The organism is Ancylobacter sp. TS-1 (assembly GCF_009223885.1).
Classification (GTDB): Bacteria; Pseudomonadota; Alphaproteobacteria; order Rhizobiales; family Xanthobacteraceae; genus Ancylobacter.
This window is the reverse complement of the sequence record NZ_CP045144.1, coordinates 1,398,269-1,411,892: the sequence shown is the minus strand read 5'-3', so window position 1 is coordinate 1,411,892 and position 13,624 is coordinate 1,398,269. Positions and strand designations below refer to the sequence as shown.

The window sequence follows — 13,624 nt, the reverse complement described above, 5'->3', positions numbered from 1 at the left end:
CTCAGGGGTCGGTCGGCTCGGGGTCGTTCTCGGGGGCGTCCGGGTTGCCCTCGACGCGGTCGCGGTAGAGCGAGGCGCGGGCCAGCAGCATCAGCGTCACCGGCGTGGTGATGGTGATGAAGAGGGCGATCAGCACCTCGTGCACCAGCGGCCGGCTCTGCAGCACCGAAAAGCAGATCATCGAGGCGACGAGGATCGAGCCGGTGCCGAGCGTGGCGCCGAGCGAGGGGGCGTGCAGCCGGGCGTAGAAATTCGGCAGCCGCCACAGGCCGATGGAACCGATCAGCGTCACCAGCGCGCCGGCGACGAGCAGGAACGAGACCAGGAGCGCCGCCCAGAGCGGCAGGTCGGGAACCGGGCTCATTCGACCACCTCGCCGCGCATGAGGAACTTGGCGAGCGCCACCGTGCCGACGAAGCCGAGCAGGCCGATGACCAGCGCCGCCTCGAAATAGAGCGTGGCGCCGCTGCGTATGCCCAGCGTCAGCAGGATCAGCATCGCATTCACGTAGAAGGTGTCGAGGCCGATGATGCGGTCCTGCGCGCGCGGGCCGCGGATGAAGCGCAGCGCCGCGCAGGCCATGGCGAGGGCGAGCAGTATCTGCGCCACCGTGATCGACCAGCCGAGGATCGCCGCGCTCATTCGAAGATCTCCATCAGCAGGGCCTCGTAACGCTGCTTGATGATGCGCACCCACTCCTTCTCGTCCACCAGATCGAGCACGTGCAGCATCAGGACCCCGCGCGAGGGATCGTAATGCACCCATTGGGTGCCCGGCGTGCAGGTCAGCACGATGGCCAGCACGGCGAGGCCGTAGCTGTTGGTCAGGTCGAGCCGCAGGCTCATGAAACCGGAATGGGTGCGCCGCTCCTCGCCGCCGAGGATGATGCGGCCGACGGCGATGTTGGAGCGGAACACGTCGACGAAGACCCGCCCGGCGAGGCGGGCCACGGCGCGCGGGCGGCGCAGGCGCGTCGGCGGTGGATCGAGCGCCACCATCAGCCAGCAGCCGCCGAAGGCCACGACTGCGCCGAGCACGAGCTGGCCGGCGGAGAGGCTCTGCATCAGCAGCAGCCACATGGCGAGGAGGGCGAGGAACAGCAGCGGATGCGGCAGCACCTTGCGGATGAGGCTCATGGCGTGCCTCCCGGCGCAGCACGCCCGGCCGGAGTATTGCCGGAAGCGGCGGGACCGAGCACCTCGCGGGCATATTCGCTGGGCCAGTAGAGGATCTGCGCGGTGGCCTCCATGTAGCGCATGGTCGGACCGCCCGCGACCGTCATCGCCGCGCACAGGAACAGCAGCACCCCGACCGGGATCGCCTCGATGGCGCGCACGCGCGGAATCTCGTTCTCCGCCGGCACCCAGAGCGTGCGGATGCCGTTGCGGGTCATGGCGATCAGCGTGGCGAGGCCCGACATCATCAGCAGCGCGACGAAGGCCCAATGCGCGGCCGGAATGTCCCCGGCCTCGTTGATCAGCGCCGACAGCATGGCGAATTTGGCGATGAAGCCGGAAAGCGGGGGCAGGCCGGCGAGCAGCGCGGTGCAGGCGACGAAGGCGCCGCCCAGCACGGCGATGGTGGCGGGAATGGCGACGCCGACTTCCTCGTCCTCGTCCTCGATGTCCTCCTCCGGGTCGCCGAAAATTTCCAGCGTCACTGCCAGCACGTCGGCGCCGGCCGCTTGGCCGCGCTCGATCAGCTCCACCAGCAGGAAATAGGCGCTGATGGCGAGGGTGGACGCGGCCATGTAGTAGAGCGCACCGGAGATCACCGCACTGTTGCCGGTGCCGATGGCGGCGAGCAGCGTGCCGGAGGACACCAGCACCGCATAGCCGCCGAGCCGCTGCATGGACTGCGAGGCCAGCACGCCGATGGCGCCGAAGGCGATGGTGGCCATGCCGCCATAATAGAGCCAGAGCGCGCCGAATTCCTCCGAGGCGCCGGCCTCGTCGCCGAAGCAGAGCAGGAACAGGCGCAGGATCACATAGACGCCGACCTTGGTCATGATGGCGAACATCGCCGCGATCGGCGCGCAGGCGGCGGCATAGGTGGTCGGCAGCCAGAAGCTCAGCGGCCACATGCCGGCCTTCACCAGGAAGGCGATGCCGAGCACCGCCGCGCCGGCCTCCATCAGCACGCGCGCCTGCGGCTCCAGCGTCGGCACGATGCGGCTCAGATCCGCCATGTTGAGCGTGCCGGTGACGCCGTAGATCACCGCGACGCCGATGAGGAAGAGCGAGGAGGCGACGAGGTTGATCGGGATGTAATGCAGCCCCGCCCGCACCCGCGCCGTGCCGGAGCCGTGCAGCACCAGCCCGTAGGAGGCGGCGAGCAGGATCTCGAAGAAGACGAACAGGTTGAACAGGTCGCCGGTGAGGAAAGCGCCGTTCAGGCCGGTCAGCAGCAGCAGGAACAGCGTGTAGAAGCGCGGCCCCGCCTTGTGCCAGCGCGCCATGGCGAAGAGCAGCGTCGCGCTGCCGAGCAGGGCGGTCAGAAGCAGCATCATCGCGGCGAGGCGGTCGACCACCAGCACGATGCCGAAGGGCGGCGGCCAGTTGCCGAGCGGATAGACGAAGATGGTCGACCAGCGGTCGCCCGAGGGCATGTTGACCAGCACGATCAGCGTGACCGCGATGCCCAGAAGGGCCAGCACGGTGGCAAGGCTTAGCACCATCTTCAACAGGCGCCGGCGCTCGTCGAACAGCAGCATGAAGGCGCCCACCGCCAGCGGCAGCAGGACCGGCAGGATGGCGAGATGCTCGATTGCCGGGGTCGTCGCGCCGGTCATCGCTCCGGCTCCCGTCCGTCGACATGGTCGGTGCCGGTGCGCCCGCGCGCGGCGAGCAGCACGACGAGGAACAGCGCCGTCATGGCGAAGCCGATGACGATGGCGGTCAGCACCAGCGCCTGCGGGATCGGGTCGGCCAGCACGGTGGGGTCGCCGGCCGTTCCCGTGCCGATGATCGGCGGGGCGCCGACCCGCAGTCCGCCGCCGGCCATGGCGAAGATGAACAGGTTGACCGCGTAGGAGACCAGCGAGAGGCCGATGATGACCTGATAGGTGCGCGGGCGCAGGATGAGCCACACGCCCGAAGCGGCGAAGATGCCGATGCCGATCGACAGGATGATTTCCATCAGTCGCCTCCCTCCGCCGCCTGGGCGGCGCGCGAGCTGCGCAGCGACTGATGGGCGAGGGCGATCAGGATCAGCACGGTGGCGCCGACCACCAGCGAGAACACGCCGAGGTCGAACAAAAGGGCGGACGCCGCCGGCATCTTGCCGATGAAGGGAATGTCCAGATACTGGAAATGCGAGGTGAGGAACGGGTAGCCGAACCACCAGGAGCCGGCCCCCGTCGCCGCCGAGGTGAGCAGGCCGAGCCCCATCCAGCGCAGCGGCAGCACGCGCAGATGGTCCTCCACCCAGCGCGTGCCGCTCGCCATGTACTGCACCACGAAGGCGATGGAGAGGGTGATGCCGGCCGCGAAGCCGCCGCCCGGCAGGTCGTGGCCGCGGATGAACAGATAGACCGCCATCACCGCGATGACCGGGAACAGCCAGTTCATGATCAGGCGCGGGATCAGCATGTAGTCGGTCACGGTGTCGCCCGGCGAGCGGTCCGGCTCGGCCTCGTCATAGGCGTTCTGCACGCGCTGCTGCTCGGGCGCCGCGACGCTCTCCGGCGCCGGGCGGAAGCGGCGCAGCAGGGCGAAGACGGTCAGCGCGGCGAGGCACAGAACCACGATCTCGCCCATGGTGTCGAAGCCGCGGAAGTCGACCAGTATGACGTTGACGATGTTGCGCCCGCCGCCCTCCGTGTAGGCGCGCTCGACGAAGAAGCGCGACACGGTGTCGGGCACCGGGCGGGTCATCAGGCAATAGGCGAGGAAGGCCATCAGCCCGCCGAGCGAGCAGGCGAGGGCGAGGTCTATATAGCGGCGCACGAGCACGCCCAGCGGCGGCCGCGTCGGGTAGACCTCCTCGATCCGCTTGGGCAGCCAGCGCAGGCCGAGCAGCAGCAGCACCGTGGTCACGATCTCGACCAGGAGCTGGGTGAGCGCGAGGTCCGGCGCCGACAGCCAGACGAAGGTGACGCAGGTGACGAGGCCGGCGCCGCCCACCAGCACCAGCGCGGCGAAGCGGTGATACTTGGCCTGATAGGCGGCGCTGAGCGCGCAGGCGATGCCGACCGCCCACAGAAGCGCGAAGGCCGGCGCCACCGGCGAGCCGGGCAGGCTGCCGGCGCCGACCGCCCCGTTGACGATGAAGGGCGACAGCGCCGCCGCCACCGCCAGCGCGATGACGATGCGCATCTGCGGCTGCAGCCGGCGCGTGCCGAGCGCCGACTCGGCCGCGCGCGCCCATTGCCAGGAGATCGTCACCAGCAGCTTCTCGAAGATGCGCTGGCCCTTGAGATCGCGCAGGAGCGGCGGCCCCTCTATGCCGCTCTCCAGATAGCGGCGCAGGGAGAAATACAGCAGCACGCCGCCGGCCAGCGCGATGAAGCTCATCAGCAGCGGCAGGGTGAAGCCGTGCCAGAGCGCGAGGCTGTAATAGGGCGGCGTGGCGTCGAGCAGGCCCTTCACGACGGTGGCGAGCATCGGCCCGACCGTCAGCCCGGGCACGATGCCGATCAGCAGGCAGATCAGCACCAGAAGCTCGATGGGAAAGCGCATCCAGTGCGCCGGCTCGTGCGGGCGATGCGGCAGGCCGATCGGGGGCGGGCCGAAGAACACGCCGAGGATGAAGCGCAGCGAATAGGTAACGCTGAACACGCCGGCCAGCGTCGCCCAGTAGGGCAGGCTGTCGTCGAGCAGCGAGCCGGTATGCTCGGCCACCGCCTCGGCGAAGAACATCTCCTTCGAGATGAAGCCGTTGAGCAGCGGCACGCCGGCCATGGCGGCGGCGGCGACCATGGCCAGCGTCGCGGTGAACGGCATGTAGCGGTACAGGCCGCTGAGCTTGCGGAGGTCGCGCGTGCCGGTCTCGTGGTCGATGATGCCGGCGGCCATGAACAGCGAGGCCTTGAAGATGGCGTGGTTCAGCGTGTGGAAGACCGCCGCCACCGCCGCCAGCGGGCTGCCGAGGCCGAGCAGAAGCGTGATCAGCCCGAGATGGCTGATGGTCGAATAGGCCAGCAGCCCCTTCAGGTCCTGCTGGAAGATGGCGATGAAGGCGCCGAGCAGCAGCGTCACCAGTCCCGCCGGCACGACGAGATAGAACCACGCGTCGGTGCCGGCCATCACCGGCCAGAGCCGCATCAGCAGGAAGATGCCGGCCTTCACCATGGTCGCCGAGTGCAGATAGGCGGAGACCGGGGTGGGTGCCGCCATGGCGTGCGGCAGCCAGAAATGGAACGGAAACTGCGCGCTCTTGGTGAAGGCGCCGAGCAGGATCAGCACCAAGGCCGGCTCGTAGAGGCTGCTGTCGACGATGAGGTCGCGCGCCTCCAGCACCTGGTCGATGTCGTAGCTGCCGACGATGCGGCCGATCAGCAGCACCCCGACCAGCAGGCACAGCCCGCCCGTTCCGGTGACGGTAAGCGCCATGCGCGCGCCGTCGCGCGCCGTCGCCGAATGGTGCCAGTAGCCGATCAGCAGGAACGAGAAGAGGCTGGTCAGCTCCCAGAAAAAGACGAGCTGCACCAGATTGCCCGAGATCACGATGCCGATCATCGAGCCCATGAAGGCGAGCAGGAAGGAGAAGAAGCGCGGAACCGGGTCTTCGCGCGACATGTAGTAGCGCGCATAGAGCACGACCAGCGCGCCGATGCCGTAGATCAGGATGGCGAAAAGCCAGGACAGGCCGTCCAGCCGGAGCGTGAAGTCGAGCCCCAGCATCGGGAGCCAGGACAGCCACAGCCGGATCGGCCCTTCGTCGGCGACGCCGGCATAGAGCCAGATGACGATGCCGCCTCCCGCCACCGCCACGCTTCCAGCCAGAACCGCCGCGGCGTTGCGCGCGTGGGTCGGCAGGAACCCCGCGGCGAGACTGCCCAGGAAGGGCAGAATCAGCGCGACGAGGAGAAGCGTGCCGTTTGACATAGGTAGCGGGAGCCTCCCTGCGGGCGGATTTCCTCAGAGTCTTGCGAGATGTCGCCCATTATGGTTGATTTGGTCGTCTTCACGCAAGGCAGAAGCGATGGAATTGGCGCCCGAACAATGCCGCGCCGCACGCGGGCTGCTCAACTGGACCCAGGAGCACCTCGCGGAACGCGCCGGCGTTTCCCGCAGCACCGTCCGTGACTTCGAGCGGCACCGCCACGTCCTGCACCGCGGAACGGAATCGATGCTCGTCCGCACGCTTCAGGACGCCGGGGTCATGCTGCTGCCGCCCGGCGAGCACGGCCCGGGCGTACGCATCCGCTGAGCGGCATTCCGGTTTCCGCATCATCCCGGCCGGAGCGAAGCGTAGAGCCGGGATCGCGTGCCGTTGATGGCTTGTGGGACGATCCCGGATCGCCCTGCGGGCGTCCGGGATGACAGCTTCTTGGTCCCTATTTCCACATGGACCGCATGCGCGCGCCGATGTCGATACGCGCGGCGGGCTCGGCGCGCGAGGCGGGGGCCTCGGGCTGCGCCGGCGGCCAGGCGGCGACGCTGAAGCGGTTGAGGATCGTGGGCGGGATGAAGCGGGTGCGCGCGGCATAGACATGCCGGTCGCCGCGCGCGGCCTGCCCGTGGACGAAGAAGCGCTGCGGCAGCATCAGGTGCAGGCTGTCCTTTGCGCGCGTCATTGCGACATAGAGCAGGCGGCGCTCCTCCTCGATCTCCTCGCGCGTGCCGGCGCCGAGGTCGATGGGGATGCAGCCGTCGACCGCGTTGAGCACGAAGACCGACTTCCATTCCTGCCCCTTGGCGGAATGGATGGTGGAGAGGATCAGGTAATCCTCGTCGAGATGGGGCGGTCCGGCCTCGGCGCTGGTGGCGTCGGGCGGGTCGAGCGTCAGTTCGGTGAGAAAGCGGGCGCGGGACGGATAGCTCGCCGCGATCTGCGCGAGTTGCACAAGGTCGGCCTGCCGGCTCGGCGCGTCCTCGTGGATGCGCTCCAGATGCGGCTCGTACCATTGCCGCACGAGGTCGAGCTCGCCCGGCCAGCCGGCCGCCGGCGATTTCAGCGTCCGCGCAAGGGCGAGAAAGGCCGGCCACTCCTCCTCCGCCCGCGCCGGCGGCGTCACCGCCTCCAGCGCCGGCAACAGCGTCCCCTCGGCGCTCACCGCGTCGAGGATGCGCCCGGCGGTGGCCGGGCCGAGGCCGGACAGCAGGCGCAGCACCCGGAAGCCCGCCACGCGGTCGCGCGGGTTCTCCATGAAGCGCAGCACCGCCAGCACGTCCTTGACGTGGGCGGCGTCGAGGAATTTCAGGCCGCCGAACTTCACGAAGGGAATGTTGCGGCGGGTCAGCTCCACTTCCAGCGGGCCGCTGTGGTGGGCGGCGCGGAACAGCACCGCCTGCGCCTTCAGCGCGATGCCGTCCTCGCGGTTTTCCAGCACGCGGGTGGCGACGAAGTTCGCCTGCTCGATCTCGTCGCGCACGCTCACCAGCACCGGGCGCTCGGCAGAGGCGCGCTCCGACCACAGGTTCTTGGCGTAGCGCTCGCTGGCGAAGTCGATCACCGCATTGGCGGCGGCGAGGATGGGCTGGGTGGAGCGGTAGTTCTGCTCCAGCATCACCGTGTCCGCGCGTGGGCTGAAATGACCGGGAAAGTCGAGGATGTTGCGCACATTGGCGGCGCGGAAGGAATAGATCGACTGGGCGTCGTCACCGACCACGGTCAGGCCGCGCCCGTCGGGCTTCAGCCCGAGCAGGATGGTCGCCTGCAGCCTGTTGGTGTCCTGATACTCGTCGATCAGCACATGGTCGAAGCGGGCGGCGAGGTCGGCGGCGAGCGCCGGCTCGCTCGCCATCTGCGCCCAGTAGAGCAGCAGATCGTCGTAATCGAGCACGTTCTGGCGCTGCTTGGCCTCGACATAGGCGGAGAAGATCGCCTTCAGTTCGGCGTTCCAGCCCGACACCCAGGGGAAGGCGCGGCCAATGACCTCCTCCAGCGGCTGCTCGGCATTGACCGCCCGCGAATAGATGGCCAGCAGCGTGCCCTTGGTGGGGAAGCGCTTCTCGGTCTTCGACAGGCCGAGCTCGTGGCGCACGAGGTTCATCAGGTCGGCGCTGTCCTCGCGGTCGTGGATGGTGAAATTGGGGTCCAGCCCGATCTGTAGTGCGTAGTCGCGCAGCAGCCGGGCGCCGACGCCGTGGAAGGTGCCGGCCCAGGTCAACCCCTCGGTCAGCGTGCGCGCCTGCGGCCCCATCACCTGCCCGGCGATACGCTCGACGCGTCGCGTCATCTCCGCCGCCGCGCGGCGCGAGAAGGTGAGCAGCAGGATGCGGCGCGGATCGACGCCGTTGACGATGAGATGGGCGACCCGGTGGGCGAGCGTGTTGGTCTTGCCCGAGCCGGCCCCGGCGATGACCAGCAGCGGCCCGCCGGCGATGTCGCCGGGCCCGCCCACGCCATGCTCGACCGCGCGCCGCTGCTGCGGGTTCAGCTTGTCGAGATAGGCGGCGGGCTGCATGGGCGGACGAATCCCCGGGGGCGGATCACGCCTCCAGAGAGCACGTTTCGCGTTTTGTTCGCAACCGCGCCCGGCGGGGCCAGGCACCGCGCCTCACGCGAAAAGGCCGCCCCGTGGGGCGGCCTTCGAGGCATCGGTGCGGCGGGCAGGGGGGCGGCGCCGGGCGCCGTCGTCTCAGTCGCCGAACAGTTCGTCCGTCGCGGTGATCAGCCCGATGCTCGGATTGGCGGCGCAGTACTCGCCGAGCTTGCCGGCATTCTCGACGAACTTGTCGGTGTCGATCACCGGCGGCGCGTCGACGTCCTTGTAGTAGGCGTCGAGCCAGGCCAGCGTCAGCATGATCTCGGTCTTGTCGCTCTCGAGGAACTGCCCGCAGGTGGTCGTTGAGAGGTCGATCTTGTCCGCCATGGCGGTGAGGGGAAGGCAGGCGAAAGCGACGGCCAGGATGAGCTTCTTCATCGGTGAACTCGCGAAAGGAGGACCCGGCGCGGGTCCGCTGGACGCTACCATGGAACCGGCGCGCCGCCGAGCCGGGCGGCGGGGCGACGCGCGGATATTTCCGGCGTCCTAGCCGCGCTTGCGCACGAATTCGGTGCGCAGCACGAGGCCCTTGATGCCCTCATAGCGGCAGTCGATCTCTTCCGGGTTGTCGGTGAGGCGGATGGTCTTGATCACCGTGCCCTGCTTGAGGGTCTGGCCGGCGCCCTTGACCTTGAGGTCCTTGACGAGGACCACGGAATCCCCGTCCGCGAGCAGGTTGCCGGAGGCGTCGCGCACCTCGACGACGCCGGCGCGGGCCGCCAGCATCTCCGAGGCAGGGCGCCATTCGCCGGTCGCTTCGTCATAGACATAGGCATCGTCTTCGTCGGCCATGATCGCCTCCGTTGGTGGATGAGGGCTGACCCAGCCGATGGGGGAAGGGCGGGGCGAGGCCTCGCCCTTCCGGACGCTCGTTCAGGGCACCTGACGCACCGCGCCCTTGGCGGCGCTGGTGGCGAGTGCCGCATAGGCGCGCAGCGCGGTGGTGACGTTGCGCTTGCGCGGCGCCGCCGGCGTCCAGCCATGCGCTTCCTGCTCCTCGCGGCGGGCGGCCAACTCGGCGTCGTCGACCGCGAGATGGATGCGCCGGTTGGGGATGTCGATCTCGATCGTGTCGCCCTCGCGCACCAGCCCGATCGTGCCGCCCTCGGCCGCTTCCGGCGAGACATGGCCGATGGACAGGCCCGAGGAGCCGCCGGAGAAGCGCCCGTCGGTGATCAGCGCGCAGGCTTTCCCGAGGCCCTTCGACTTGAGGTAGCTGGTCGGGTAGAGCATTTCCTGCATGCCCGGCCCGCCGCGCGGCCCCTCATAGCGGATGAGCACGATCTGGCCCGGCTTCACCCGGTTGCCGAGGATGCCGGACACCGCGTCGTCCTGGCTCTCGAACACGGTGGCGGTGCCGGTGAACTTCAGGATGCTCTCGTCGACGCCCGCCGTCTTCACGATGCAGCCATCCTCGGCGAGATTGCCGTAGAGCACGGCGAGGCCGCCATCCCGGGAGAAGGCGTGCTCATAGTCGCGGATCACGCCCTTCGCGCGGTCGAGGTCCACGTCGTCGTAGCGGGCGGACTGGCTGAAGGCGACCTGCGTCGGCACGCCGCCGGGCGCGGCGCGGAAGAATTCGTGCACCGCCTCGCTGGCGTTGCGCTTCACGTCCCAGTGCTCCAGCGCCATGGCGAGCGTCGGGGCGTGGATGGTGCTGACGGAGGTGTCGAGCAGGCCGGCGCGGTCCAGCTCGCCGAGAATGCCCATGATGCCGCCGGCGTGGTGGACGTCCTCCACATGCACGTCCGGCACCGCCGGGGCGACCTTGCACAGCACCGGCACCCGGCGCGAGAGCCGGTCGATATCGGCCATGGTGAAGGGCACCTCGCCCTCATGCGCAGCGGCCAGCAGGTGCAGCACCGTGTTGGTCGAGCCGCCCATGGCGATGTCGAGCGTCATCGCGTTCTCGAAGGCTTCGAAGCTGGCCACCGAGCGCGGCAGGATGCTGGCGTCGTCCTGCTCGTAATAGCGCCGCGCGAGGTCGACGATCGTATGGCCGGCCTCGACGAACAGCCGCTTGCGGTCGGAATGGGTGGCAAGCGTCGAGCCGTTGCCCGGCAGCGACAGGCCCAGCGCCTCGGTGAGGCAGTTCATCGAATTGGCGGTGAACATGCCCGAGCAGGAGCCGCAGGTCGGGCAGGCCGAACGCTCGATCACCGCGACGTCTTCTTCCGAGATGCGGTCGTCGGCGGCGGCGACCATGGCGTCGACGAGGTCGAGCGCCCGGGTCTTGCCGCCCAGCACCACCTTGCCGGCCTCCATCGGGCCGCCGGAGACGAACACGGTCGGGATGTTGAGGCGCAGCGACGCCATCAGCATGCCGGGGGTGATCTTGTCGCAATTGGAGATGCAGACCATGGCGTCGGCGCAGTGGGCGTTGACCATGTACTCCACGCTGTCGGCGATCAGCTCGCGCGAGGGCAGCGAATAGAGCATGCCGTCATGGCCCATGGCGATGCCGTCATCGACCGCGATGGTGTTGAACTCCTTGGCGACGCCGCCCGCCGCCTCGATCTCGCGCGCCACCAACTGGCCGAGGTCCTTCAGGTGGACATGGCCCGGCACGAACTGGGTGAACGAGTTGACTACGGCGATGATCGGCTTGCCGAAGTCGCCATCCTTCATGCCGGTAGCGCGCCAGAGGCCGCGCGCGCCGGCCATGTTGCGGCCATGGGTCGTGGTGCGTGAGCGATAGGCGGGCATGGAATTCCTCCAGACTATTTGCCGCGCTTATGCGCCTCGCCTCCTTTCCGCGCAACCGTTTCGGACGATTTCCGGCGGCGCGGATGCGGTGGCCGGCCCTGCGGCGAGCCGCTCGCCAGGCCGCTTGCCAAGCCGGTGCCGACGTCTTCTTCTGGAGCCCGCGAGGGGCCGCGACCGGGCCCCGGGGGAGACGCGCCGTGATCACGCTGCACCATCTGAGCTTCTCGCGCTCGAGCCGGATCCTCTGGCTGATGGAGGAACTCGGCCTCGAATACGAGCTGGTGCGCCACGAGCGCGACGCGCGCTTCAAGGCGCCGGCCGCGCTGCGTGCGGTGCATCCGCTCGGCAAGGCGCCGGTGATCGTCGACGGCAATCTCGTGCTCGCCGAATCCGCCGTCATCCTCACCTACATCAACGACCGCTATGGCGAGGGCCGCCTCGCGCCGCCGCCGGGCACCGCCGGGCATTACCTCCACGAGGAATGGCTGCATTATGCCGAGAGCACGGCGGCCTTCCCGATCATGACCATGCGCATCGGCGCCATCACCGGCGGCATGAGCGAGGCGCTTCGGGCCTTTATCGCCCCGACGCTGGCCGCCACGCTCGACCACATCGCCGCCCGCCTCGCCGATCGCCCCTATCTGATGGGCGAGGCGCTGACGCTGGCCGACATCCAGATGTGCTACCTGATCGAGGTGGCCGCGCGCACCGGCCTGCTCGGCGGCCATCCCGCCCTGCCGGCCTATCTCGAACGCCTCACGGCGCGCCCGGCCTTCCGGCGGGCGGAAGCGACCGGCGGGCCGATGATGCCGCCCGAATGAGCTTCTTCCCGCTGCACGGCGTGGCGCCGCTCAGCCGCGGAACCTGATGCGCCGCTCGCGGCAGCGCTGGCCGACGAGGCACTGCTTCACATCGCGCGCGGGGAGCCAGGCCGGCTCCGAGCGCTGCGAGGCGCAGTAGCCGGGATCGGCAACGAAGCGGTCATAGAGATTCGGCCCGGTGCCGATGACGACGGCCCCTTCGCGCCGCACCAGCGCCTGCAGGTCGGCGCAGCGCGTCGCCAGCGAATCCGGCCGCGCCTGCGCCATCGACGGCGCTGTCAGAGGCAGCAGGAGAGCGGCAAGGAGAAGGGCAACGGCGAGGAGAAGGGCACGCATCCGGCGTCTCCCTTGCGGCGCCGGGCGAGCCCGGCGGCTTCGAGGAATGGTGGGCCCGGCAGGACTCGAACCTGCAACCAGACCGTTATGAGCGGTCGGCTCTAACCATTGAGCTACAGGCCCGTTCCGGCGCGCGCCGAGGCGGCGGCGGGCGGGCGGAAGCTAGCAAATGGTTGCCACCGCGCCAACCGGCATGGGCGCGTCGTCCACCTCTGCCGTCCGTCCAGTTCCGCGCCGCCCCGCAGGCCCGATGGCGGGCGCGGCGGCCATTTCCGCGTGAGGGCGGTGCATGCGGGGCGCCGCCGCCGCAATGCCGCCGCCTTCCCGAAGTGGTGTCGGGCGCTGCCGCTTCGTCACCCGGCTGGTTCAAGGAAGATAGTCATGAAGCTCATCCGCGCCTCCCTGTGCGCCGTCCTGCTCCTCTCGGGCCTGTCGCCGCTTGCCGCGCAGGACATGTCCGCGAGCGCCCGCCGCACCACGCTCACCGTGAGCGGCGAGGGAACGGCGAGCGCCGCGCCGGACATGGCGACGCTGTCCTCCGGCGTGGTGAGCGAGGCCAAGACGGCCCGCGAGGCGCTCGACGCCAATTCCTCGGCGGTCGCGGCGGTGATCGAGGCGATCAAGGCGGCCGGCATCGAGCCGCGCGACATCTCCACCTCCGGCTTCTCGGTGCAGCCCAGCTACGCCCCGCCGAAGAAGGACAGCGGCGATGCCCCGCGCATCGTCGGCTATCAGGTCAGCAACGGGGTCACCGTCCGGGTGCGCGACCTGTCGAAGCTCGGCGACCTGCTGGACCAGCTCGTCACCAAGGGCGCCAACCAGATCGGCGGCATCGCCTTCGACATCGCCGAACCGGGCAAGCTGGAAGACGCCGCCCGTGTCGCGGCGGTGAAGGATGCCCGCCATCAGGCCGAGATCATCGCCGAGGCGAGCGGGGTGCGGCTGGTGCGCGTGGTTTCCGTCTCCGCCGATGGCGGCGCCCGCCCGATGGTGCGCCAGTTCGCCGCCGCGCCGGCGATGATGAAGGCGGATTCGGTGCCGGTGGAGGCCGGCGAGACGCTGCTGCGCGCCGGTGTCACCATCACCTACGAGATCGAGCCGCGCTGAC

At 69.4% G+C, this 13,624-nt stretch carries 14 protein-coding genes and 1 tRNA gene; 3 read left to right on the top strand and 12 right to left on the bottom strand.

What is annotated here, in order from left to right:
* Window position 1: 1 nt before the first annotated feature.
* The 6 genes from mnhG to GBB76_RS06790 are packed head-to-tail and all read right to left on the bottom strand — an operon-like array spanning window position 2 to window position 6,047.
* Window positions 2–364, bottom strand: a complete 363-nt coding sequence (gene mnhG / locus GBB76_RS06815) for a monovalent cation/H(+) antiporter subunit G (protein ID WP_152302602.1) — start codon at window positions 362–364, stop codon at window positions 2–4.
* Window positions 361–642, bottom strand: coding sequence for a K+/H+ antiporter subunit F (locus GBB76_RS06810; protein WP_152302601.1), 282 nt, complete (start codon window positions 640–642; stop codon window positions 361–363). Before GBB76_RS06810 ends, mnhG begins: the two co-directional genes overlap by 4 nt.
* Window positions 639–1,136, bottom strand: a complete 498-nt coding sequence (locus GBB76_RS06805; RefSeq protein ID WP_152302600.1) for a Na+/H+ antiporter subunit E — start codon at window positions 1,134–1,136, stop codon at window positions 639–641. Before GBB76_RS06805 ends, GBB76_RS06810 begins: the two co-directional genes overlap by 4 nt.
* A complete protein-coding gene (locus tag GBB76_RS06800) occupies window positions 1,133–2,791 on the bottom strand; it encodes a monovalent cation/H+ antiporter subunit D (RefSeq protein WP_152302599.1) in 1,659 nt (552 codons plus the stop codon). The genes GBB76_RS06805 and GBB76_RS06800 overlap by 4 nt, the downstream gene beginning before the upstream one ends.
* Entirely contained in the window at window positions 2,788–3,138 is a 351-nt protein-coding gene (locus GBB76_RS06795) for a Na+/H+ antiporter subunit C (RefSeq protein ID WP_152302598.1), read from the bottom strand. Before GBB76_RS06795 ends, GBB76_RS06800 begins: the two co-directional genes overlap by 4 nt.
* Window positions 3,138–6,047 (bottom strand): monovalent cation/H+ antiporter subunit A, encoded by a 2,910-nt coding sequence (locus GBB76_RS06790; RefSeq protein ID WP_152302597.1) that lies wholly within the window; start codon window positions 6,045–6,047, stop codon window positions 3,138–3,140. The genes GBB76_RS06795 and GBB76_RS06790 overlap by 1 nt, the downstream gene beginning before the upstream one ends.
* A 97-nt stretch (window positions 6,048–6,144) precedes the next feature.
* Between GBB76_RS06790 and GBB76_RS06785 the strand changes: the two genes are divergently transcribed.
* Window positions 6,145–6,372: a helix-turn-helix transcriptional regulator gene (locus tag GBB76_RS06785; RefSeq protein ID WP_152302596.1), complete on the top strand. Its 228-nt coding sequence runs from the start codon at window positions 6,145–6,147 to the stop codon at window positions 6,370–6,372.
* 127 nt (window positions 6,373–6,499) lie between these two features.
* On the opposite strand, the gene GBB76_RS06780 is transcribed toward GBB76_RS06785, so the two are convergent.
* From GBB76_RS06780 to ilvD, 4 genes are all read right to left on the bottom strand, one after another.
* Complete coding sequence (locus GBB76_RS06780; RefSeq protein WP_152302595.1) at window positions 6,500–8,572, bottom strand: ATP-dependent helicase; 2,073 nt, start codon at window positions 8,570–8,572, stop codon at window positions 6,500–6,502.
* A 174-nt stretch (window positions 8,573–8,746) separates the two neighbouring features.
* Window positions 8,747–9,031, bottom strand: a complete 285-nt coding sequence (locus GBB76_RS06775) for an HdeA/HdeB family chaperone (RefSeq protein WP_152302594.1) — start codon at window positions 9,029–9,031, stop codon at window positions 8,747–8,749.
* 108 nt (window positions 9,032–9,139) lie between these two features.
* The gene (locus tag GBB76_RS06770) at window positions 9,140–9,445 is read right to left on the bottom strand and encodes an alkylphosphonate utilization protein (RefSeq protein ID WP_152302593.1); all 306 of its coding nucleotides are present in this window, start codon (window positions 9,443–9,445) and stop codon (window positions 9,140–9,142) included.
* 81 nt (window positions 9,446–9,526) lie between these two features.
* Entirely contained in the window at window positions 9,527–11,359 is a 1,833-nt protein-coding gene (ilvD, locus tag GBB76_RS06765; RefSeq protein ID WP_152302592.1) for a dihydroxy-acid dehydratase, read from the bottom strand.
* 197 nt (window positions 11,360–11,556) lie between these two features.
* On the opposite strand from ilvD, the gene GBB76_RS06760 reads away from it, so the two are divergent.
* Window positions 11,557–12,180: a glutathione S-transferase family protein gene (locus GBB76_RS06760; RefSeq protein ID WP_152302591.1), complete on the top strand. Its 624-nt coding sequence runs from the start codon at window positions 11,557–11,559 to the stop codon at window positions 12,178–12,180.
* A gap of 30 nt (window positions 12,181–12,210) precedes the next feature.
* Here the strand turns inward: GBB76_RS06760 and GBB76_RS06755 are convergent, their stop codons facing one another.
* Both GBB76_RS06755 and GBB76_RS06750 read right to left on the bottom strand, forming a co-directional pair.
* Window positions 12,211–12,516: a hypothetical protein gene (locus tag GBB76_RS06755; RefSeq protein ID WP_152302590.1), complete on the bottom strand. Its 306-nt coding sequence runs from the start codon at window positions 12,514–12,516 to the stop codon at window positions 12,211–12,213.
* 47 nt (window positions 12,517–12,563) lie between these two features.
* Window positions 12,564–12,639 (bottom strand) — tRNA-Ile (locus GBB76_RS06750).
* 258 nt (window positions 12,640–12,897) lie between these two features.
* On the opposite strand from GBB76_RS06750, the gene GBB76_RS06745 reads away from it, so the two are divergent.
* The gene (locus GBB76_RS06745; protein WP_152302589.1) at window positions 12,898–13,623 is read left to right on the top strand and encodes an SIMPL domain-containing protein; all 726 of its coding nucleotides are present in this window, start codon (window positions 12,898–12,900) and stop codon (window positions 13,621–13,623) included.
* Window position 13,624 lies beyond the last annotated feature (1 nt).